Source organism: Sphingomonas floccifaciens, assembly GCF_042681125.1.
Lineage (GTDB): Bacteria > Pseudomonadota > Alphaproteobacteria > Sphingomonadales > Sphingomonadaceae > Sphingomonas > Sphingomonas floccifaciens.
Window position 1 is genome coordinate 200810 of record NZ_JBHUFC010000001.1, and the last position, 22283, is coordinate 223092.

General features: G+C 68.2%; 19 protein-coding genes. 14 read left to right on the top strand and 5 right to left on the bottom strand.

From position 1 onward, the window contains the following. Positions 1-14 precede the first annotated feature (14 nt). The 8 genes from ACFSC3_RS00975 (at position 15) to ACFSC3_RS01010 (ending at position 9356) form a co-directional block, all read left to right on the top strand. Positions 15-725, top strand: coding sequence for a response regulator (locus ACFSC3_RS00975; protein ID WP_380937825.1), 711 nt, complete (start codon positions 15-17; stop codon positions 723-725). Further along, on the top strand, positions 716-2266 hold the full coding sequence (locus tag ACFSC3_RS00980; RefSeq protein ID WP_380937827.1) for a sensor histidine kinase: 1551 nt from the start codon (positions 716-718) through the stop codon (positions 2264-2266). The genes ACFSC3_RS00975 and ACFSC3_RS00980 overlap by 10 nt, the downstream gene beginning before the upstream one ends. A gap of 135 nt (positions 2267-2401) precedes the next feature. Next, positions 2402-2842 carry a hypothetical protein gene (locus ACFSC3_RS00985; RefSeq protein ID WP_380937829.1) on the top strand — a complete coding sequence of 147 codons (441 nt, stop codon included), beginning with the start codon at positions 2402-2404 and terminating at the stop codon, positions 2840-2842. A gap of 188 nt (positions 2843-3030) precedes the next feature. Further along, positions 3031-4128 (top strand): PepSY-associated TM helix domain-containing protein, encoded by a 1098-nt coding sequence (locus ACFSC3_RS00990; RefSeq protein ID WP_380937831.1) that lies wholly within the window; start codon positions 3031-3033, stop codon positions 4126-4128. A gap of 234 nt (positions 4129-4362) precedes the next feature. Further along, a complete protein-coding gene (locus ACFSC3_RS00995) occupies positions 4363-5004 on the top strand; it encodes a choice-of-anchor C family protein (protein WP_380937833.1) in 642 nt (213 codons plus the stop codon). A gap of 274 nt (positions 5005-5278) precedes the next feature. Next, a complete protein-coding gene (locus ACFSC3_RS01000; protein WP_380937835.1) occupies positions 5279-7318 on the top strand; it encodes an HAD-IIB family hydrolase in 2040 nt (679 codons plus the stop codon). Beyond that, complete coding sequence (locus ACFSC3_RS01005) at positions 7315-8448, top strand: glycosyltransferase family 28 protein (RefSeq protein WP_380937837.1); 1134 nt, start codon at positions 7315-7317, stop codon at positions 8446-8448. Before ACFSC3_RS01000 ends, ACFSC3_RS01005 begins: the two co-directional genes overlap by 4 nt. Continuing rightward, positions 8445-9356, top strand: a complete 912-nt coding sequence (locus ACFSC3_RS01010; RefSeq protein WP_380937839.1) for a glycosyltransferase family 2 protein — start codon at positions 8445-8447, stop codon at positions 9354-9356. The genes ACFSC3_RS01005 and ACFSC3_RS01010 overlap by 4 nt, the downstream gene beginning before the upstream one ends. On the opposite strand, the gene ACFSC3_RS01015 is transcribed toward ACFSC3_RS01010, so the two are convergent. Both ACFSC3_RS01015 and ACFSC3_RS01020 read right to left on the bottom strand, forming a co-directional pair. Beyond that, complete coding sequence (locus tag ACFSC3_RS01015; RefSeq protein ID WP_380937841.1) at positions 9290-10387, bottom strand: glycosyltransferase; 1098 nt, start codon at positions 10385-10387, stop codon at positions 9290-9292. The genes ACFSC3_RS01010 and ACFSC3_RS01015 overlap by 67 nt on opposite strands. Beyond that, a complete protein-coding gene (locus tag ACFSC3_RS01020; RefSeq protein ID WP_380937843.1) occupies positions 10388-10564 on the bottom strand; it encodes a hypothetical protein in 177 nt (58 codons plus the stop codon). Positions 10565-10689: 125 nt separating this feature from the next. Between ACFSC3_RS01020 and ACFSC3_RS01025 the strand changes: the two genes are divergently transcribed. Further along, positions 10690-11685 carry a LacI family DNA-binding transcriptional regulator gene (locus ACFSC3_RS01025; protein WP_380937845.1) on the top strand — a complete coding sequence of 332 codons (996 nt, stop codon included), beginning with the start codon at positions 10690-10692 and terminating at the stop codon, positions 11683-11685. On the opposite strand, the gene ACFSC3_RS01030 is transcribed toward ACFSC3_RS01025, so the two are convergent. Beyond that, positions 11677-13005 carry an MFS transporter gene (locus tag ACFSC3_RS01030; RefSeq protein WP_380937847.1) on the bottom strand — a complete coding sequence of 443 codons (1329 nt, stop codon included), beginning with the start codon at positions 13003-13005 and terminating at the stop codon, positions 11677-11679. The genes ACFSC3_RS01025 and ACFSC3_RS01030 overlap by 9 nt on opposite strands. Positions 13006-13163: 158 nt before the next feature. On the opposite strand from ACFSC3_RS01030, the gene ACFSC3_RS01035 reads away from it, so the two are divergent. Both ACFSC3_RS01035 and ACFSC3_RS01040 read left to right on the top strand, forming a co-directional pair. Beyond that, positions 13164-15665 carry a TonB-dependent receptor domain-containing protein gene (locus ACFSC3_RS01035; protein ID WP_380938532.1) on the top strand — a complete coding sequence of 834 codons (2502 nt, stop codon included), beginning with the start codon at positions 13164-13166 and terminating at the stop codon, positions 15663-15665. Beyond that, positions 15652-16803, top strand: coding sequence for a glycoside hydrolase family 68 protein (locus tag ACFSC3_RS01040; RefSeq protein ID WP_380937850.1), 1152 nt, complete (start codon positions 15652-15654; stop codon positions 16801-16803). Before ACFSC3_RS01035 ends, ACFSC3_RS01040 begins: the two co-directional genes overlap by 14 nt. Before the next feature lie 52 nt (positions 16804-16855). On the opposite strand, the gene ACFSC3_RS01045 is transcribed toward ACFSC3_RS01040, so the two are convergent. Continuing rightward, entirely contained in the window at positions 16856-17836 is a 981-nt protein-coding gene (locus ACFSC3_RS01045; RefSeq protein WP_380937852.1) for a cupin domain-containing protein, read from the bottom strand. A 13-nt stretch (positions 17837-17849) separates the two neighbouring features. Beyond that, positions 17850-18764, bottom strand: a complete 915-nt coding sequence (locus ACFSC3_RS01050) for a VOC family protein (protein WP_380937854.1) — start codon at positions 18762-18764, stop codon at positions 17850-17852. 98 nt (positions 18765-18862) lie between these two features. Between ACFSC3_RS01050 and ACFSC3_RS01055 the strand changes: the two genes are divergently transcribed. From ACFSC3_RS01055 to ACFSC3_RS01065, 3 genes are all read left to right on the top strand, one after another. Then, entirely contained in the window at positions 18863-19771 is a 909-nt protein-coding gene (locus tag ACFSC3_RS01055; protein WP_380937856.1) for a LysR family transcriptional regulator, read from the top strand. A gap of 99 nt (positions 19772-19870) precedes the next feature. Continuing rightward, positions 19871-21430: a bifunctional 3-(3-hydroxy-phenyl)propionate/3-hydroxycinnamic acid hydroxylase gene (locus tag ACFSC3_RS01060; protein WP_380937858.1), complete on the top strand. Its 1560-nt coding sequence runs from the start codon at positions 19871-19873 to the stop codon at positions 21428-21430. Beyond that, positions 21427-22266: a fumarylacetoacetate hydrolase family protein gene (locus tag ACFSC3_RS01065; protein WP_380937860.1), complete on the top strand. Its 840-nt coding sequence runs from the start codon at positions 21427-21429 to the stop codon at positions 22264-22266. The genes ACFSC3_RS01060 and ACFSC3_RS01065 overlap by 4 nt, the downstream gene beginning before the upstream one ends. Positions 22267-22283: the final 17 nt, after the last annotated feature.

The following is a 22283-nucleotide window of genomic DNA, read 5'->3' on the forward strand; positions in this document are numbered from 1 at the left end:
CTTTGAGGGAACCCATGTACGCGATGCAGCACCACATCCTGGTCGTCGACGACGATCCGCACATCCGCGACCTGCTCGTCTTCGCGCTCGGCAAGGCGGGGATGACGACCGACCAGGCCGCGGATGGCGAAGCGGCGCTGGAGCGGGTCGGCCAGCGCATGCCCGACCTGATGGTCCTCGACATCAACATGCCGCGGCTCGACGGACTGGAGCTGTGCCGACGCCTGCGCAGCCGGGGCGGGGCGGAGGCGGACCTGCCGATCCTGTTCCTGTCCTCGCGCGACGACGAGGTCGATCGGATCGTCGGGATCGAGATCGGCGGCGACGATTATGTGACCAAGCCCTTCTCTCCGCGCGAGGTGGTGGCCCGCGTGGGCGCGATCCTGAAGCGCCGCATCGTGCCCCCGCCGACCCCGCCGCAACCGCGCGTACGCCATGGCCGGCTGCTGCTCGACGGCGACGCGTGGGAGGCGCGGTTCGACGACCGGCCCGTCGCGACCACCGCCACCGAATTCCAGTTGCTGATGCTGCTCGCCTCGATGCCGTCGAAGGTGTTCACCCGCGATAACATCATCGACTGGCTGCGCGGTCCCGGCTTTGCGGTGACCGACCGTACGATCGACAGCCACGTCCGCAACCTGCGCGCGAAATTCGCCGCCGTGGGCTGTGCGGACCTGATCGAGACGCGCTCGGGCGTCGGCTATCGCCTCGGCACGTGCGACTGATCGCTGCGGCCAAGGCCGTCGCCAAGCGGCACTGGCCGGCGCTCAGCCTGCGCACGATCCTGTTCGGGACATTGCTGTTCGTCGCCGCGCTGCCCGGCGTCGGTGCGATTTCTCTCAGGGTCTATGAGAATACGCTGGTCCAGCAGACCGAGGCGGAGCTGATCGCGCAGGGCGCCATGCTCGCCTCCGCCGCCCGCATCGCCTGGGGTGCGGCCCCGCGCTCCGGCCAGCCGCCGCAGCCGGAGCCGCCCGCGATCGACCTGCGGGTCGACCCGGTGTTGCCGCCCGCGCCCTTCGCGCGGCCCGCCGGCCCGCCCGACCCGCAAGCCCTGCGTATCGGCGAGGCACTGGCGCCGATGATCGACGATGCCGCGGCGATCACCCTGTCGAGCACGCGGTTGCTCGATCGCCACGGAGTCGTCGTCGGCGACGCGCTCGACCGCGGGCGCAGCTATGCGGCGCTGCCTGAGGTCCGCCGTGCGCTGGCCGGCCAGCCCGCGACGGTCCTCCGCAAGCGCAGCACCGACCCGTACAGCGCGTTCGAGGTTCTGAGCCGTGCCGCCGGCCTGCGCGTCCATCACGTCCGTCCGATCGTGGTCGACGGCCGCGTCGTCGGCGCGGTGATGCTGTCGCGCAGCCCGCGCGGGCTGTTCCTGGGTATCTATCAGGACCGGGGCAAGATCGCGCTCGGCGTCGCTTTGATCTTCACCACCTTGGTCGTGCTCGCCGGTCTGCTGTCGCGCGGCATCGCCCGCCCGATCCGCGCGCTCGCCGCTGCCAGCGAGGAAGTCGCGCGCGGCGGCACCCGCATCCCGGAGGCGCCCGCGACGGCCGCGATCGAGATCCGCGAGCTTTACGACAATTTCGGCGCGATGGCCGAGCGGATCGACCACCGCACCCGCTATCTGCGCGACTTCGCGACCGCGATGAGCCACGAGTTCAAGACGCCGCTGACCGGCATCCGCGGTGCGATCGAACTGCTGCGCGATCACGGGAGCGAGATGGCCCCCGACGAGCGCCGCCGCTTCCTCAACAACGCCAGCGCTGATGCCGACCGGCTGGCTCGGCTGGTCCAGCGCCTGCTCGACTTCGCGCGCGCCGATCTGTCGAGCTTCGACGAAGCCGCCCGCGCGGATATTGTCGCCGTCGCGCGGCGACTAACAGAGCGGGACGGGTCGCCGGTGGTGCATCTGGTGCTGCCCGATGATCCCGTCGACGCGCGGGTCGACGGCGAGACGCTGGCGACCGTGCTGGGCACGCTGATCGAGAACAGCCGTCAGGCCGGCGCGACGACTGTCACCATTACCGTCGCGAGGCGCCTATCAGACGCGACGATCCGCGTCGCGGACGACGGCGCCGGACTCGCGGAGGCCGACCGTGCGCGCATCTTCGAAGCGTTCTTCACCGGGCGGCGGGAGCAGGGCGGGACCGGGCTCGGCTTGCCGATCGCGCGGTCGTTGCTGTCGGTGACCGGCGGCGCGATCGCTCTGGTGCCGAGCGCGACGGGCGCCTGTTTCGAGATCACGCTCCAGCGAGCCTGAGCGGGTCGGTGACGGTCGGATCGATTCCAGCGACCCATCCCGGTCAGGCTGGATGACGAGCACGGTCGAACTGCGCCTGGATGTGAAATCCGCTCGGCAGCGGTTCTTGCGACGAGGAAGGGGCGATTTGACCGGGTGACACCGGGGCACGTCGCCGGTATCCGCACTCACGTGCAGGGCGTTCGGCATCTTCTGGCGCACCGTCGCCTCGTCATGGTGCTGTGCGCCGCGGCCCTGGTCTTCAAGCTGTTGGTGCCGACGGGCTACATGATCGCGGTCGATCATGGCCGCCTTGCCATCGTCGCTTGTCCGGGCACAGCGCCTGCGCCGCAGCCGATCCAGATGCACGGCGGTCATGGCGGCGGCCACGACACCGCGAAGGATCACGATAAGGCGGACCAGCCCTGCGCCTTTGCCGGCCTGTCGGCGGCGGCAACGGGTGCGATTGATCCGATCCAGCTCGTTGTGTTGCTCGCTTTCGTAATGGCGCTGGGGCTGTCGCGCGCGGCCCTGCCGTCGCCCGCCACAACGGCACGCCTGCGCCCACCGCTGCGCGGACCACCCATCCGCCTCTGACCGTGAGACGCGCGCCGTTCGAAAGAGCGGCGACGCATTCATAGCGAACGGCCCGCCGAACGGGCGGCCGGAGGTCATGCCATGTTCCGAACCACCACGTCGGCAACCGCCGATGCGTCCTGCCGACCGGCGGCAGTCAAGCCGTCGATCGACCGTTTCAGTGTCCACCCGAAGTCCGTCGCGATCTGATGGCGACCCTCCACGCGCGCACGCGCACGCTGTTGCGGCGCCTTCATCTGTGGCTTGGACTGATCCTCGGCCTGTTGTTCTCGGTCATCGGCCTGACGGGCTCCGCGCTCGTGTTCTACACGGCGATCGATGCGGGACTGCATCCGGCGATCCGGGTCGCGCATGCCGCGCCCGATCTGGACCGGGCGCTCGCGACCGGGCGGGCACGGTGGAACGACCCAAGCGGCAAATGGACGCTGGAGGTGACCGGCGACGGCGGCGCCATTCCCGCTCGTTATTATCCGGTCGCCGCCGGGCATGGCGATCATCAAATGGTCTGGTTCTCGCCCGATGGCACCCGAATCCTGCGCGCGGAGCCGTGGGGCGGCTATCTGATGAGCTGGGTCTACGAGCTGCACATGCAGTTGCTCGCCGGCGACGTCGGGTTGCAGATCGTCGGCTGGTCGGGTGTCGCGATGCTGGCGTTGCTGGTGACCGGGGTCATCGCTTGGTGGCCGCGCGGCAGTTGGGTAAAGGCGCTCGCCTTCAAGCGCGATGCAGCACCGATCCGGCGGCTGTACGACCTACACAAGCTGCCGGGGATCGCGAGCATGGGGCTGTTGGCGGTGCTGGTCGCGACGGGTGTCCTGCTCGCACTGCCCATGCTGGTGACGGCGATCTTCGCGCCTGCCACCGCTGTCGCCCCGAAGCCGGTCGGTGGCGTCGGGCAAGTCACGGTGGCCCGCGCGATCGCGGTCGCCCATCATGCGCTGCCCGATGGTCGCGTCGTCTTCATCGACATGCCCAACGCCCGTGACCTACCGATCCGGGTACGGCTCCAGGTGCCGGGTGATCCCCACGATCGATTTCCCGGTAGCTATGTCTTCGTCGATCGCACGTCCGGGCAGGTGCTGGCGCTCCACGATGTCCGACGCTTCGGCACCGGGACAACCCTCGCCAGCTGGATCCGCACGCTTCACGATGGCACCGTGGGTGGGCTGGCGACCCGTGTGCTCGCCATCATCCTGGGCTTTGTTCCGTCGATACTGTTCGCGACAGGACTGGCACACTGGTTGTCGCGGTGGCGCGCGAAACGATCGTTCCAGCCGAAAAAATAAATAATTTTTACTCGACCACGCGTTTTGCTGCGCCGCACAATCAAAAACCTTGTGTTGCAGCATGTTACGGACAGGCGGTGAAAACGGATCGTCCCAAAATGATACGTAAGCCGGCAAAATTGGGACGCCAGAACTTACAAATCCGCAAAAAGTTCCGACGGAACAAACGGTTAATTCGATCGTAACGACCCTCGCCAGTACGGCAAAGTTTCCTGTGAATTGAAGGGGTCGTTAATGCGTAAAATCCTGCTCGGCGCGCTCGCGCTCGTAGCCCTCCCATCGTCGGCTAACGCCGCCGCTTTCGTCAACGGCGGGTTCGAATCCGGTGTCGCCATCGGCTCGACCGGCTTCAACACGCTGACCAACGGGTCGACGGCGATCACCGGCTGGACCGTGACCGGCGACAGCATCGACTATGTCGGCAACTATTGGCAGGCCGGTGAAGGCAGCCGCAGCATCGACCTGAGCGGCGTCGGTCCGGGCGGGATCATGCAGACCTTCGACACGATCGTCGGCGTCACCTACAACGTCCGTTTCCTGCTCGCCGGCAATCCGGACGGCGGCCCGACCACCAAGGTCATGTCGACGGTCGCCAGCGGTAACCTGCCGCAGATCAGCTCGTTCAACATTGCCAACTCGACGCGCAGCGACATGAAGTGGGTGCCGGTCACCTACTCGTTCGTCGCAGGCGCGGACACCACGACGCTGGCGTTCACCTCGGGCACCCAGACCGCGTTCGGTGCGGCGCTGGACGGTGTGTCGGTTACGGCAGTGCCGGAACCGGCAACCTGGGCGATGATGCTGTTCGGCTTCGGTGCGATCGGCGGCGTTCTGCGTCGTTCGCGCAAGACCGGTTCGGCACGCGCCTACGCCTGATCGAATTTCCGATCGAACGAAGGGAGGTCGTCGGTACGTGCCGGCGGCCTCTTTTCGTTCGTCTGCTACGCATCCCGCTTCTGCGAATATTGAGGCAGCGCAGCAACATTTCGCTATGATCCAGATCACCAGCGACCGAAACCACACTGCCCATCGCGCGTAATTCGCCTGTCCCCAAAATGTCGAGTTCGGCGGACATCCTGCGCCGATCACTGTGCTCCCGCACTGACTGATGACGCGCGCCCCTCTGCTAGGATGCGTCGATATGCGAGTGATGAGCCTTGCGCTTGGCGGTTGCATCAAGGGGCCGCCGGTCGCCTTCGGGCTGACCGAGGATACAGGCGGGCACATCACCTATGCCTTGGGGGCGGCCCAGGCGCTCGCAGCACGCGATGACGTGACCGTGGTGGAGATCGTCACCCGGTTGATCGACGATCCGGCGCTGGGGCCGGCCTATTCGCAGCCTTACGAGCCGATCAGCGACAAGCTGGCCATCCGCCGGATCGACACCGGCACTCGCGCCTATCTGTCGAAGGAAGCGAACGCTGCCGACCGCCCGGCCTTCATCGCCGCGCTGATCCGTCATATCGAGACGAGCCGGCACCGGCCGGACATCATCCATGCCCATTTCGCCGATGCGGCCGAAGTCGCCGCCGCGGTGCGCGACCGGTTCGGCATTCCCTTCATCTACACCGCCCACTCGCTCGGCATCGACAAGGCCGCCAGCTGCGGATCGGGCGACCTCGACAGTCGTATCGCGCATGAGGCCCGCGCCATCGCACAGGCCGATGCGATCATCGCCTCATCCCGCGACGAGGCCGAGCGGCAGCTGATGCTCTATCCCGGCGCTTCCCCCGCCCGCATCCACTGCGTTCCGCCCGGAGCAGCGTTGACAGCGGATGGCGCGCCCGACATCGACGGCGCGGCGGCGCTGGTCGCGCCGTTCTTGCGCGATCCGGCCAAGCCGATGCTCCTCGCTATCGCCCGGCCGGTCCTGAAGAAGAACCTCGCCGCGCTCATCGACCTTTACGCCGCCGACGTGGACCTCAGACGGCGGTGCAATCTCGTGATCGTCGCGGGGCTGCGTGACGGACCCGACAGCGGCGAGGCGGAACAGCGCCGCGTCGTCGGCAGCCTGCTCGAACGGCTCGATCGGCACGACCTGTACGGATCGCTCGCGCTGCCGAAGCGCCATGGCGCGGGCGAGATCGCCGGGCTCTATGCGTTGGCGGCGGCGACCGGCGGGGTGTTCGTCAATCCCGCGCTCACCGAACCCTATGGTCTGACGCTGACGGAGGCCGCGACGCATGGCCTGCCGGTGGTCGCGACGATCCACGGCGGTCCCGCCGACATCGTCGCGCGACTGGGGCATGGGGTGGTCGCCGACCCGAATGACCCGGCGTGCTTCGCCGATGCGATCCGGCGGCTGATCGTCGATCGGACGGCGTGGCAGGCGGCTTCGGACAATGGCCGCGAAAGGTCACGCGATCTCGGCTGGCCGACCTATGCGACGCGCTTCGTCGGCATCGCGCGCGCCGTGATCGAACGTGTGCGGCGTCCGGCGGCGATGATCGCGCGGCCGGTGTTCGACGACCTGCTGCTGAGCGACATCGACCACACGCTGACCGGATGCGCGACCGGTGCCACCGCGCTGTGCGAGCTGCTGAAGCGGCGCCAGACGCTCGGCTTCGGCGTCGCGACGGGCCGGTCGTTGCAGGAGGCGCAGCGATTGCTCGCCGAATGGCGCTACCCCGATCCGGATCTGCTCATCACCTCGGTCGGGTCGGAAATTTATTGGCGCGAGGGGCGGTGCCTGTCCGCCGACGACGGCTTTGCCGCGCACATCGCGGAGGGTTGGCGCCCGCGCGCCGTCGCCAGCGCACTGGAAAGCCTGGCCGACCTCGTCCCCCAGCCGCCGGTCGACCAGCGACGGTTCAAGCTCAGCTATTTCGCTGATAGCGAGGCGGTCGCCGCGCGCGTCCGCGATCGGCTGGCGACGGCGGGCATCGCGGCGCGGGTCATCTACAGCCACGGGCGCCTGCTCGACGTGCTGCCGGAACGGGCGGGCAAGGGCGCCGCAATGGCCTGGGCGGCGCGGCGGCTGGGTCTGCCGCTGACGAAAGTTCACGCGGCCGGCGACAGCGGCAACGACCTCGACATGCTGGAGGCTTGCCCGAACGCGATCGTCGTCGCCAATCACGAACCGGCGCTGACCGCTCTACGCGCCGGCGGCCGCGCCTATTTCGCGCAGCGACCCTATGCCGGCGGCGTGGTCGAGGCACTCGATCGACGGTTCGGAGGAGTATCCGCATGACCGCGCCCATCGGCTATTTCGTCCATCACCAGGGGCGCGGCCATGCCGAACGGGCGGCCGCCATCGCAGCGGCGCTGCCGCCCGATCGGCCGATCACCCTCTTCACCGCACGCGCGGATATCTTCCCCGCACTGCCGCCACAGGCGCGGGTGGTGACGATACCGTCATTGTTCGAACCGCCCGCGGCCCCGCCGGTCGGCTTCGCCAAGGATCGTACGCCCGACACGCTGCATTGCGCGCCGCTGGGGTGGAGCACGATCACCGAGGCCGTGGCGACGATCGCGGCGTGGTTCGACAGCGCGCGGCCTGCCCTGTTTGTGACGGACGTCTCGGCCGAACTGGGCCAGCTCGCACGGATCGCGTCGGTGCCGCATGTCGCCGTGCTGCAACATGGCGACCGCGCCGATCCCGGACATATGGCGGCCTATGAGGGCGCGATCGGCATTCTCGCACCCTATCACCCCAGCCTGGAACAGCCCGGCCGGCCGGACTGGATGACCGCGAAGACCCATTATGCGCCCGGCGTCGGGATCGACGCGGACATGCCCGACCGCGCGACGGCACGCGCGGTGCTGGGTCTGCCGGCGGATGCGGAGATCGTGCTGGCGGTCGGCGGCGGCGGGGGCGGGGGGACGCCGGTCACGCCGCTGACGCTCGGCGCGCGCGCGGAGCCGGACAGCCTGTGGATCACGATCGGCGAGGTGCAGCACGACTGGCACGCGACGCCACCTGCCAATCTGCGCCACATGGGATGGGTCGCGAACCCGGAACATTGGATCGCCGCCGCCGACCGCATTGTTTCTTCGGCAGGAAACACCACCGTCCACATGATCGCGGCAGCGGGGCGGCCGTGGATCGTCGTGCCGGAATGGCGCTACTTCGACGAACAATTATGGAAGGCGCGGATGCTCGGGGCAGCGAGTGCGGCGGTCACGCTCGATCATTGGCCATCGCATGGGCTGGCGTGGCGCCACGCCTGGCAGGCGGCGCGAGCCTGCGACCCGACACGCCAGCGCGATCTGGTCGATCCCGATGCCGCGGCCGGTGCGGCGGCGTGGCTCGACCGGCTGGCGCGGTGGCGCGACGTGGAACCGGCGGCCAGCATCCTCGTGGCGGAGCCGATCGCATGACCCTGTCCGTCTGTACGCTCGGCAGCGGTCGCGACGCGCACCTGGTCAATCTGGTCCACGGCCTTAACCGCCAGACGCTGCCGCCGGCCGAACTGGTCGTGGGGGTGATGCAGGACACGCCTTACGACCTGCCGGAGGCGGGTTTTCCGATCCGCCAGATCCTGCTCGGCGGTGGCGGTATTCCGCTCGCCGCGGCGCGCAACGCCGCAGCGCGGGCGGCGGAGCGGGAGGCGATCGCGTTCCTCGATATCGACTGTATTCCCGATCCGGCGTTCGTCGCCGATTATGCCGGATTGATCGACGGCCGCGATGCACTGTTGATGGGGGAGGTTCAGTATCTGCCGGCCGGCGCAACGGCGGGCGGGCTGGATTTCGCGCATTTCGCGACGGTCGGCGAGACGCATTGCGATCGCGCCGGACCGCCGGTCGAGCCGCTCGGCGACTGTACCGACTATCGCTGCTTCTGGTCGCTCAACTTCGCAATGCGCCGCGACCGTTTCCTGGCGCTGGGCGGGTTCGACGAGCGCTATGTCGGCTATGGCGGCGAGGATACTGACTTTGGCCGGGTCGCCTTCACCGCCGGCGTCCCGTTCTTCTGGACGCGCGGCGCGCGCGCCTATCACCAGCATCATGCCCACCACATGCCGCCCGTCCATCACGTGGCCAGCGTCGTCGCCAATGCGCGGCGGTTCCGCGACAAATGGGGCGAATGGACGATGCCGCACTGGCTGCGCTGCTTCGAACTGATGGGGCTGATCGCCCGAGACGGTGACGATTATGTCATCCTGCGCGATGCCGACGAGCGTGACTTGGCGCTGACCCGTCAGCAATCGCACATGCCCTATGCCAGTACCGCGCGCGTCATGGCGGTGCTGGAGGCGCGCGCGCCCGAAATGGCGGCGGCGTAGCTGTCGGCGTAGCGCGCGACCATCGCCGGCGCGCCGAACATCGCCTCCGCCCGCGCGCGGCAGGCGTAAGGGGAAATATCCCCGGCCGTCCGCATCGCAGCGGCAAGCGTGTCGACCGACGCTACGACCGCGCCGCAATCGCCGACGACTTCCGCCAGCGCCCCGCGATCGAGCGCCACCACCGGCGTCCCGCACGCCAGCGCCTCCGCCGCGACGAGGCCGAAGGGCTCGTCCCAGCGCGGCGTGCACAGCAGCATTGCCGCCGTCCGCATCCGCTCCACCAGCGCGTCGCCCGCCAGATGTCCCAGATAGCGATGCCCGCCGACGATAAGCGGCTCCACCTCGGCGAAATAGGTGGCGCAGTCGATCGGCCCGACGATATCGAGCGCGATCCCCGCCGCGGTCGCCGCCTGCAGCGCCTCGACCGTGCCCTTCGTCGGCGTGATCCGCCCGCACCATAGCGCCCGGTCGCCCTTGTCGGCGGAAAAGCGAAATCGGTCGAGATCGATGCCGTTGTGCGCGACCGCGATGCGTCCGTCGGCGGTCCCGGCCCAGAGCGGCAACTGGCTGGCTGACGTCACCGTCAGGCGCAGCCACGGCGCCATATTACGTGCGACCGCCTCGCGTAGCCGGGCGAACGGGGGCACGTGGAGTGACGTCACCATCGGCACGCCGTCGCGCATCGCCCAGTCGTGGATCGGCGCGGACAGGCTGTTGTTGTGGACGACGTCGAACCCGCCTTCGCGGATCGCCTGCCACGCGCCGGCATAGGCGGTGTCGAGCCAGTCGCTCAATTCCTGCCGACCGTGCCAAAGCGCCCAGGGCAAAGTCGCCTCATAGGCTTCGGCCGCGATCGGGTGGAGTGGCAGGTCCGGGGCGCTGTCGCCGCTGGCGAACAGCGTCACATCGTGCCCTTCCGCGACAAGGGTGCGGACAAGCAGCGCCGCGTGCGCTTCCATTCCGCCCATAAAGGGCTCGGCGATGGGATGGCGCAGATGGGCGACCACCGCGACCCGCAATCGGCGTGACATTCATATCCCCTTGCTCGGCGTGAACAGTCCGAGCGAACGAATGCCGCCGACGTTCCGGACACTGTCGATCATCGTCGCATCAAATGCGCCTTCGCCCTTCACGAGCGTGCGGATTGGCAGATCGAAGCGCGGGCCCGCGCGCGGCGCAAGTCGGATTTGCGAGTGCTCTGCCGGCATTGAAGTGTCGGAGGGATGCTTATTACGAAGAGAAACGACGGACGGACTTGAACGTCGTCCCGGATCGGGTGAATGCTGGGTTAGGGACGTGGTTGTCGACGTCTGCGCAGGGAGTAAGGGTTTCGATGAAACGGCCAGGCCTCGTCGAAATCGCCAAGATCGCGGGCGTCTCGGTGTCGACGGTGTCGCGGGCGCTGTCGGATCATTCGCGGGTGTCGAGCGCGACGAAGGCGCGGATCCGTGCGCTTGCGGCCGAGCAGGGCTTTCGGCTGAACCAGACCGCCAGCGCTCTGCGGCGCCAGCGGACGGGCGCGATCGGTGTCGTCATTCCGCTCGGCCACGAAGTCGACCAAAGCCTGTCGGACCCGTTCTTCATGGCGCTGCTCGGCCCGCTGGCGGATGCGCTGGCGGATGCCGGCTACGATCTGCTGCTGTCGCGGGTGATCCCGCGGGGGACCGACTGGCTGGACGACATCGTCCGCTCCGGGCGCGTCGATGGGGTGATCCTGATCGGCCAGTCGAACCAGACGGATGTGATCGAGGCGGTGGCGCGCGGGCCGGAGCCTTTGGTGGTCTGGGGCGCCTCTCGGCAGGGCATGGCGCAGGTTACGGTCGGGACCGACAACCGCGCCGGCGGCGAGATGGCGGCGCGGCACCTCATTTCGATCGGCCGCCGCCGCCTGGCCTTTCTCGGTGACCCGAGCGTTCCCGAATTCGCCGACCGCTACGCCGGTTTCCACGGCGTGGTCGCTGCGGCGCCCGGCGTCGAGGAAACGGTGTTGCCGCTCCACCTGACCGAGGGGGATGCCTATAGCGAGACCGCGCGGTTCCTGTCCGCCAACGTCTCGCCCGACGGCATCTTCGCCGCGTCCGACGTCGTCGCAATGAGCGCGATGCGCGCGGTCGCCGACCGTGGTCTGAGCGTCCCGCACGACGTCGCGGTGATCGGCTTCGACGACATCGGCCTCGCCGCGCATGTCGTCCCGCCGCTGACCACGATCCGCCAGGACGTGCGCCGCGGCGCGCGGCTGCTGGTCAAGATATTGCTCAGCCGGATCGAGGGTGGGGCGGCAGAGTCGGTGACGATGCGGCCCGAACTGATCCTGCGCGCGTCAGCCTGAGACGACCGCCACGCTCGCGCGCCGGCCGGCGGCGACCCGGAGCGTCGCAATCGATGCGCACAGCATCAGCCCACCCGCCAGCATCAGCACGTTGCGCGGATCGCCGCCCAGCAGCGGGCGATAGATCAGCGGCATGATCAGCGTCTCGATCATCATCGGGATGACGATGAACATGTTGAAGATGCCCATGTAGATGCCGGTCCGCTCCGGCGGGATCGATCCGGCAAGCATGATGTACGGATTGCCCATCAGGCTCGCCCAGCCGATGCCGATGCCGATCATCGGCACGAACAGCGCGAGCCGGCTGTCCGCCCACGGCAGCGCGAGCATCGCGACACCCGACAGCAGCATGGCGGCGGCATGGACTGACCTTGCCCCGGCTGCCCTGGCGATCGGCACCATCGCGAAGGCGGCGAGGAACGCGATGAAATTATAGAGTGCCCCCGCCTGGCCCGCGACCAAGGTCGCCTGGCGGAAGGCGGGGCTCGCCGCATCCGCGGTGTCGAACAGCGAGCGGCCGATCGCAAAGGCGACATATTGCCAATAGGCGAACATCGCGAACCACTGGAACAGCATGGCGAGCGCGAGTTGGCGCATCGCGAGCGGCATCTCGCGCACCGCATCGGCCAGGTCGGCCAGCGCCGAACGCGCCGACAGCGGGCGCGCGGAGATCGCGGCGGCCTCGCCGGCATCGAGCGGCAGTTCGGGGACGCGGATCACCGACCAGAGGATCGTCGAGATCGACAGCACCGCCCCGATGACGAACGCGATCCGCGTGATCTCCGGAATGCCGTTCGTATCGATCAAATCCGCGCTGATCCCGCCCCAGACGAGCATCGACGGCGCCAGATAGGACAGGGTCTGCGCCAGACCGGTGAAGGCCGACTGCGTCAGGAACCCGGCCGCGCGCTGCGAATCGTCGAGCCGGTCGCTGACATAGGCGCGGTACGGCTCCATCGTCACATTGTTCGCAGCATCCAAAATCCACAGCAGGCTGGCCGCGACCCACAACGCCGGGCTGTACGGCATGGCGAGCAGCCCCAGGCTGCACAGGATCGCGCCGATCAGGAAATAGGGCGTGCGTCGGCCGAAGCGGGTCTGGGTGCGGTCGCTCAAGGCGCCGATGATCGGCTGGACGAGCAGGCCGGTGACCGGGCCGGCGAGCCAGAGCAGCGGCATCGTCGCTTCGTCGGCGCCCAGATAGCTGTAGATCGGCCCCATGTTCGCTTGTTGCAGGCCGAACGAGAATTGCAGGCCGAAGAAGCCGAGGTTCATCTCCGCGATGCGCATCGCCGACAATCGCGGTTTGCCGATCTTCATCCTCGCCTCGTCCTTCTGCCTCAGCCTGTGTCGGCCGTTATTCGCGACTACGTCAACGCGCAAACGTTTGCAATATTACTGTTGCAAACGTTTGCGCAAATGTTATGGCCTCGCAACGAGCCGTTCGAACGGCCCCGTATTTTCCAGGAGAGGACATGATGAAGGCGACTCACTTCCTGCTGGCGACGACCATCCTCGCGGCCCCGGTGCCCGCGATGGCGCAGAGCACGACCGCGACTCCGGCTGCGCAAGCCACCGATCCCGCCGCCCAGCAGGATGCCAACCCGGGCGAAGAGATCGTCGTGACCGCGGTCGCGCAGGGCACCAACCGGCTCGACAGCTCGGTGACGGTCAGCTCGATCAGCGCCGATTCGCTCGTCCAGCTCTCGCCGCGCACCTCGGGTGAACTGCTGCGCAACCTGCCGGGCATCCGCGTCGAGGCTTCGGGCGGCGACGGTAACGCCAACATCTCGGTCCGCGGCCTGCCGGTCGCATCGGGCGGGTCGAAGTTCCTTCAGCTGCAGGAAGACGGGCTGCCGGTTCTCGAATTCGGCGACATCACCTTCGGCAACGCCGACATCTTCCTGCGCGCCGACTTCAATGTCCGCACGGTCGAATCGGTGCGCGGCGGCTCGGCCTCGACCTTCGCGTCGAACTCGCCCGGTGGTGTCATCAACTTCATCAGCAAGACGGGCGAAAAGGCCGGCGGCGCCTTCCAGGTGACGAGCGGCATCGACTATCGCGATTTCCGGACTGACTTCGACTACGGCGGGCGCCTGTCGAACAGCGTGACCTATCACATCGGCGGCTTCTCGCGGATCGGTGACGGCCAGCGCGACGTCGGCTACGACGCGGTGCGTGGCGGGCAGATCAAGGCCAACATCACCAAGACGTTCGCGAGCGGCGGTTATGTCCGCCTGTACGGTAAATACCTGAACGACCGCGCGATCGGCTATCTGCCGAACCCGGTGCTGGTGACCGGCAGCAACGCCGATCCCGACTATCGCAACCTCACCAATTTCTCGATCAACAACGACACGCTGCACAGCCGCTACATCCAGACCGCGCTGACGCTCGACGGTGCCAATCGTCCCGTGCGTCGTTCGATCGGCGACGGTCAGCATCCGGTGGTCGCCGCGATCGGCCTGGAAACCCAGATCCCGGTCGCCGAGGGATGGAACATCGTCGAGCGGTTCCGCTACGCCGATATCTCGGGCGGCTTCACCTCGCCGTTCCCGGCGGGCGCCGATAGTGCGCAGAACGTCGCCAACGCGCTGGGCGGCACCGGCGCGCAGCTGTTCTACGCCAGCGGCCCGAACGGCGGCCAGCGCATCACGACGCCGTCGACGCTCGGCGGTAATGGTCTGCTCGCCAATGTCGTGCTGTTCGACGTCGATCTGAAGAGCCTGAACAACATCACCAACGACATCCGCCTGAACGGCTCGGTCCCGGTCGGCAGCGGCACGATGTCGATCACCGGCGGCCTTTACGCCTCGCGTCAGGATATTCAGACCGACTGGCTGTGGACCTCGTTCGTCCAGACGGTCGAAGGCGGCGGGCGGTCGGCACTGGTCGATGTGCGCACCGCTGCCGGCGTGCCCGTGACGCAGAACGGCGTCCCCGGCTATTCGGCGAGCTTCTTCGGCAATTGCTGCCGTCGCAGCTACGATCTAGACTATACCACGCTCGCGCCGTTCGCGCAGGTCGGCCTCGAAATCGGCCGGGTGAACCTCGACGGCTCGCTGCGCTACGACATGGGCAAGGCGCGTGGCAGCGTGGCGGGGTCGGACCTCGGGTCGGCGTTCGGGTCGGGCATCACCGCGCTCGACATCAACGGCGACGGCACGATCAGCTCGCCCGAGCGGCAGGTTGCGGTCATCCCGTCGCGCCGCTCGCCGGTGAACTATGACTATAACTATCTGTCCTATTCGGCCGGCGTGAACTTCAAGCTGAGCGACGCCAGCGCGCTGTTCGCCCGCTACAGCCGTGGTGGCCGCGCGAACGCCGATCGTCTGACCTTCGGTCCGTCGATCAATCCGACCACCGGCGCGCTGACCGACGCCAGTGCCGCGGTCGACTTCGTCCGCCAGCTGGAGGGCGGGTTCAAGTTCCGCCAGAACGGCCTGTCCTTCTATGCGACCGGCTTCTGGGCACGTACCGAGGAACAGAATTTCGAGGCGACGACCCAGCGCTTCTTCGACCGCAATTACGAGGCGAAGGGCGTCGAGCTGGAAGGCCGCATCGCGCGCGGGGCCTTCAGCCTGTCGGCCGGCGGTACCTATACCGATGCGAAGATCACCCGCGACGTGCTCAACCCCGCAGTCGTCGGTAACCGCCCACGGCGCCAGGCGGAGTTCATCTATCAGGTGACGCCGCAGGTCGATCTCGACACGGTGACGTTCGGCGCCAACCTGATCGGCACCACCGCCAGCTATGCGCAGGACAACAACCAGCTGAAGATGCCGGCCTACAACCAGGTGAATGCCTTCGTGTCGTTCCGCCCGTTCGACGACATCACGGTGACCGTCAACGGCAACAACCTGTTCAATGCCAAGGGCATCACCGAAGTCGAGGAAGGCGCGATCCCGACCAACGGCATCGTCCGCGCCCGTTCGATCACCGGTCGCACGATCTCGGCGGCGCTGCGTGTCGGCTTCTGAGGCCCTGGCGGTGTCCAGCACGATCGACGCCTTCCGCTGGACCCCTGCGCATGTCGCCGCCATCGGCGACGGCGCAGGGGCCGCGGCTCCGCTGATCGAGCGGTTGCCGACTCCGGTCCTGCCCGGGATCGACATCTGGGATCACTGGCCGGTCATCGACCGCAACGGGCGGACGGTCGAATTTCCCGGCGGTCCGTTGGTCGTCGCGCTGACCGCGCCGGTGCTGCCCGATCCCGACGACCGTCACGCGATCGCGCGACTGCGGCTGATGCAGGTGGGGCCGGACGGCTGGCGCGACTTCGGTCATCTGCTGCCTGACGGCTTCGATCCCGGCAGCCGCGAATGGGCGGGAACGGCGGTGCTGGAGCACGACAGGCGCACGCTGTCGCTCTATTACACTTCGGCCGGGGTGCGGGGGGAGGCGAAGCCAAGCTTCCTCCAGCGCCTGTTGCTGACGCGCGGCAGGCTGACCTTCATCGGCGGCGCGGCGCGGGTGGCGGACTGGACGCCGCTCGAAGAGATCGTGACCCCCGACGACATCCTCTACCAGTCGGACATGACCGGGGGCGGCGCGGTCGGCGCGATCAAGGCGTTCCGCGATCCCTTTCCGTACATCGACCCCGATACCGGCCTTGAACACGTCCTGTTCACCGCCTCGCGTGCAGGCTCCGACAGTGCGTGGAACGGCCAGATCGGCATCGCGCGCCGCGAGGCCGAAGGCTGGGTACTGTTGCCGCCGCTGGTCGATGCGGATGGCGTGAACAACGAACTCGAACGCCCGCATATCGTCCGGCACGACGGGCGGCTGCTGCTGTTCTGGTCGACTCAGGCGAAGGTCTTCGCCGATGGCGGGCCGCGCGGACCGACCGGGCTGTATGGCGTGATCGCCGACAGCCTGTACGGACCGTGGCGTCCGCTCAACGGCACCGGGCTGGTGCTCGCCAATCCGGCCGAAGCGCCATTCCAAGCCTATAGCTGGCTGGTGAACGACGACCTGAGCGTGTGGAGCTTCGCCGATCTGGTCGGGTTGGCGAGCCCGCCGGTCGACGTCGCGCAGGCGCGCAGTGCCTTTGCCGGGACGCCGGCACCGGTGGTCTCGCTGGAGGTGGACGGGGACAGGACCCGCGTCATCGGGTGATCTGCGTGCCGGCCGGGCTGCGACGTCCACCTGACGCCGCAGCCCGCACCGCTCAGACCCGCTCTGCGTCGATTCCCGCCGGTATCTCCGCCAGCGGCACAGTCGTCGGTTCTGCCGGGTGCGAGAAGCGCTCGGTCGGCGTGCCCGCGTCCCACAGCGTTGCACCGTTCCCGTTGGCCGAGCAGAGCAGCCAGCGCGCCACGCCGCTGGCGATCCGCGTGGCATAGCTCGCGCCTGCGGGAATGTTCACCGCATCGCCACCGCTCAGCAGATGCGCCTCGCCGTCGATCGTCCATTCGACCGCACCGTCGAGGAGATAGGCGAAGACATGCGTGTCGCCATGGCGCAGCGTCGGCATCGTCGCGCCGCGCCCGCCCTCGATCACGCGCATGTCGACCATCGCATCGCTTTCGGCCGCCGTCAGCACCGCGGTCGAGAGATGCCCGGCCAGGACCGTGCGCCGGCCATAGCCCGCGTCGAGGAAATAGGATGCATGCGCACCCGGCAGCGCGCGGTCGCCGTCGTTCATGTCGGTCGCGGCGACATATTCGCCCTCGACCCGCATGATCCCGAACTTGCCCATCGCCGGACCCATGCGCGAAAAGTCGTAAGGGTGATCGGCGGGCGGCAGCGCGGTCATCCCCCACACTTCGCCGGCGTCGACGAAGAACTCCTCCCAACCGCCCGGCGCGACGATGCCGAAGAACTGGGTGCGCGGCGCGACGCTGCGATAGCTGTGGACGTCGCCGGGGCGGACATAGGCGAAATCGCCGGGCTGGAGGATGCGACTTTGGCCGTCGCACCAGACCTGCAGCCGACCGCGTGTGCAGAACCACGTATCGTGCTCGCGCTCGTGATAGTGGAGGGGGATCGGTCCCTTGTCGAGCGGGGCTTGGCAGACCACCGCGCCGAAGCCGCCCGCGGTCTCCTTCACGCCCGCCAGCGTATGGATCATCTGCCCCGCGACCAATGTGCAGCGGCCTTCGCCCGCCTTCAGGACATAGGGTCGGGCGGTGCCCGGCAGATCGGTCATGGTCGTCATCCTCTCAGGCAAAGGGTACTGCGAGTTGCGCCGCCTTGCAGTCGGCAGTCTTGGGCGGGCACAGGCCCCATTGATCGGTGCGACCCGGCGGCCAGGTCCAGTCGTCCGGCCCGCCGACGCGGTATTCGTCGTCGACCTGCAGCACTTCGGCGGTATGTTCGATCACGAAACCGTGCGGGTCGACGAAGTAGGTGAAGACGTTATCGCCAGGGCCGTGGCGACCCGGGCCCCAGCCGATCGTATGGCCGGCGTCGATCATCCGCCCCGACGCCTTCATCACGCCTTCCCAGCCGGGCAGGTTGAAGGCGACATGGTTCAACGTGTTGACGGGCGCATCGGCGATCACGATCGAGTGATGGTCGCTGTTGGTGCGCACGAAGCCCATCATCTTCGACCGGTCGGTCATGACGAAGCCCAACGCATCGACGAACCAGGCGACGTCACGCATGGTGTCGTCGCTGTTGAAATTGACGTGGGCGAGCCGCTCGGCGCGGTCGGGATCGAAGGGCAGGGGCGGGGCGGGGGCGTCGCCCTGAACGACCCGGATGGTGCGGCCCGCGCGGTCGCGCACCGAAAAGCCGGTGCCGCCGCCGTGTTCGCTCCAGTCGGCCACGCTCGCATCGAGCGTCGCGCTGGCCGTGAGCGCGCGGTCTAGCAGTTCGTCGAGATCGGTCGTTCCGGCCGCGCGAAAGGTCATCGACCGCATGCGCGACGCGGGTGCGCGATGCAGCGCCAGCACGTGGCAGTCGGACCCGGTCGCGCGCAACCAGGCGCTGTCGCCCCGCCGATCGGCCAGCGTCAGGCCCCACACGCGCGTATAGAAATGGACCGCGCCGTCGAGATCGGCGAGCTCCAGATCGACGCTGCGCAGACCCGTGATGGGGAATGCCGGGTCGGGGACACCGGTGATGTCGGCCATGATCCTCTCCCGGCCCGTGATCGGGCATCGCTGCCATAAAGCCGCTCGACCCTATCCAAGTCCAATAATAGCTTTTGGGCGATCCATCGGATAGGGCTATGGACATGCTCGATCCGCGCCTGCTTCGCACCTATGCCGCCGTCTGCCGCGAAGGCTCGATCAGCGGGGCGGCGCGGGCGCTCAACATCTCGCAGCCGTCGGTATCGGTGGCGATCGCGCAGCTGGAGGGCAATCTCGCGTGCACGCTGTTCGAGCGGACGCGCGCGGGCATCGTGCTGACCCCGGCGGGCGCCAAGCTGCGTCGCCGGGCCGAGATGATGGAGACTTTGGTCCGCGAGGCCGAGGCGGAGGTCGCTCGGGCGAGCGAGGGCGTGCGCGGGCCGTTGACGATCGCCGGCACACCGGGCGCGCTGGTCAGCCTGGTGCCGCAGGTGGTCGAGCGGGTCGAGCGCGCCGGGCGGTTCGAACTTAACATCTTGGAACGCGCGGATCACGAAGCGCTCGACCTGCTGCGCAAAGGGGACATTGAGATCGCGCTGGGCACCACCGGCATCGAGACGGCACCGGCCGACGTCGAGGAGACGAGCGTGCTGCAGGATCCCTTCGCGCTGATCGTCGGGCGGGCGCATGATGCGCTCGGCGCCGAAGTGACGCTGGCGGAGGCGGGGCGGTTCGGCTGGGTCATGCCGCATGCGCAGGGCGGATTCCGGCGCCAGATCGAGGCGCTGTTCCTGGGCGGCGAGACGCCGTTGCCGCGCGACGTCATCCGCTCCGATTCGCTGCTGACGACCAAGGCGATCGTCCGCCGCACCGCGCATGTCACCATTCTGCCCCACGGCGTCGTCGCGGCCGAACTGTCGATCGGCGTGCTGCGCGCCGTCCGGCTGCGCGGCGCAAGCTTCCACCGCCGCATCGGCATGCGGACGTTGAAGGGGCGGCCTTTGTCCGATCTGGCGGCGGAATTCTTCGAGGGGCTGCATGCAGTGCGCGCGAAGCATAGCCAATAACTATGCAAGTCGCATAATCGCATATTTTACATTATCGGTGACGCCTGCGCTTATCCCGCACAGCCGCAGCACAAGCGGCGTGGGGAGGATTGGCAGCGCATGGTTACGCGCATAGCGACGACAGGCACCGATGCCGCCACGGTCGACGTGGCGATCGTCGGGTGCGGTCCGGTCGGCGCGCTGGCTGCGAACCTGCTGGCGCTCGAAGGCCTATCGGTCCTCGCGATCGACCGTGAGCCCGCCCCGCACCCCCAGCCGCGTGCGGTTCACCTCGACCATGAGATGATGCGGCTGTTTCAGGCCGTCGGCCTCGACGCCCAACTCGCACCGCTGATGCGTGAGACCGAGGGGCATCTCCACATCGGCGCGGATCACGGCGTCATCCGCTATATGGGCACCGCCGGCCGGCCGAAGCCCTATGGCTGGGCCAACGACTATTTCTTCTGGCAGCCCGAACTTGAGGCGGTCCTTCGCGCGGGCCTCGATCGGTTCGACCGCGCGACGCTGGCGACATCGACCGAATGCACCGCGCTGATCCAGAACGACGATGGCGTCACGCTGACCCTGCGCGATAGCGATGGCGAGCGCATTGTGCGCGCCGGCTGGGTGATCGGCTGTGATGGCGCGCGCAGCTTCGTGCGGCGGGCGCTCGGCATCGCGCTCGACGATCTGCACTTTGACGAGCCGTGGCTGGTGGTCGATGCCGAAGTCGACGCCCCCGTCCGCTTTCCGCCGCTGACCGGCGTGCCGGCGCAGGCCGATCTTCAGCGACTGTCGGTGATGATGTGCGACCCTGCACGCCCCGCGACGATCGTACCGGGACGCGGTAACCATCGCCGCTGGGAATTCATGCTGCTGCCGGGTGAGGGCGATGTGGCGATGATGCAGCCGGCGGCGGTCGCGAGCCTCGTCGCGCCCTATCTGGAAGGCGTCCCGCACCGCATCGTCCGCGCGACGACCTATCGCTTCCACGGGCTGGTCGCGGATCAGTGGCGGGTCGGCCGCGTGCTGCTGGCCGGCGATGCCGCGCATCAGACGCCGCCCTTCTTCGGCCAGGGCATGTGCCATGGCATGCGCGACGTCGCGAACCTCGCCTGGAAGCTGGGGCTGATCGTGCGTGGCGAAGCGAGCGAGCGGCTGCTCGACAGCTATCAGCCCGAACGCGACCCGCATGTCCGCGCGGTCATCGGCGCGGCGGTCCGTGCCGGTCAGTATATCTGCATGCTCGACCCCGCCGCCGCGGCGGCGCGCGATGCCGAGATGCGCGCACGGGCGGCATCGGGGACGAACGAAACGGCGGCCGACCTGATCCCGGCGATCGCGAGCGGCGTGATTCTGGACGGCAGCGCCGGTGCGGGCGAACGCTTCGTCCAGCCGCGGCTGTCGGACGGCCGGCTGCTCGACAGCGCGATCGGCGCCGGCTGGCGACTGTTCACGCGGGGGACGGCGGCGCCCGACGCGCCGGTCGCGCTGCGCGCGATCGATGCGACCACACTCGACGACGGCGGCGCGATCCTCGGCTGGCTGGACGCACGCGGCGCCGACGCCGTTCTGGTTCGCCCCGACAACTACGTCTTCGGCACCGGTGCGCCCGTCGCGCTGGTCGCAGCCCTTGCCGATCGCATCGGCCTTCTTCAATCCGCAGGGGATTTCTCGTGAAACTGCTGAGCTTCCGCCGCCCCGACGGCACCCCCAGCTTCGGCCGCGTCGACGGCGACCGCGTCGTCGATCTGGCGCGTGACGGCGGCCCGACGAGCCTGCGCGCGGCGCTGGCGGCGGGCATGGCCTTCGATGGCACCGGCCCGGTCCATGCGCTGGCCGACGTCGTGCTGCTGCCCGTGATCCCCGATCCGGCGAAGATCCTGTGCGTCGGCCATAATTACGAGACGCACCGCCAGGAAACCGGCCGCGCGAAGGTCGAGCATCCGTCGATCTTCACCCGCTTCGCCGACACGCTGGTCGCCGATGGCCAGCCGATCATCCGCCCGCGCGTGTCGGGCGACCTCGATTACGAAGCCGAGCTGGCGATCGTCATCGGCCGCGGCGGACGCGCGATTTCGGAAGTCGACGCGCTCGATCACGTCGCCGGCTATGCCTGTTTCAACGACGCGAGCGTGCGCGACTGGCAGTGGCACACGACCCAGTTCGCACCAGGCAAGAACTTTCCCGGCACCGGCGCCTTCGGCCCCTATCTGGTCACGCCGGACGAGGCGGGCGACCTGTCGGACGTCCGCGTCGTCTCGCGCCTCAACGGCACCGTCATGCAGGACCAGCCGGTGCGTGACATGATCTTCCCTGTCGCGCGGATCATCGCCTATGTCTCCGCCTTCACGCCGCTGTCGCCCGGCGATGTGATCGCCACCGGCACGCCCGGCGGCGTCGGCGCCAAGCGTCAGCCGCCGGTGTGGATGCAGCCCGGCGACCGCATCGAGATCGACATCGGTCGGATCGGGACGCTCACCAATTTCATCGCACATGAAGAGACGCTCGCCTGACACAAGGCAGCGCGCAG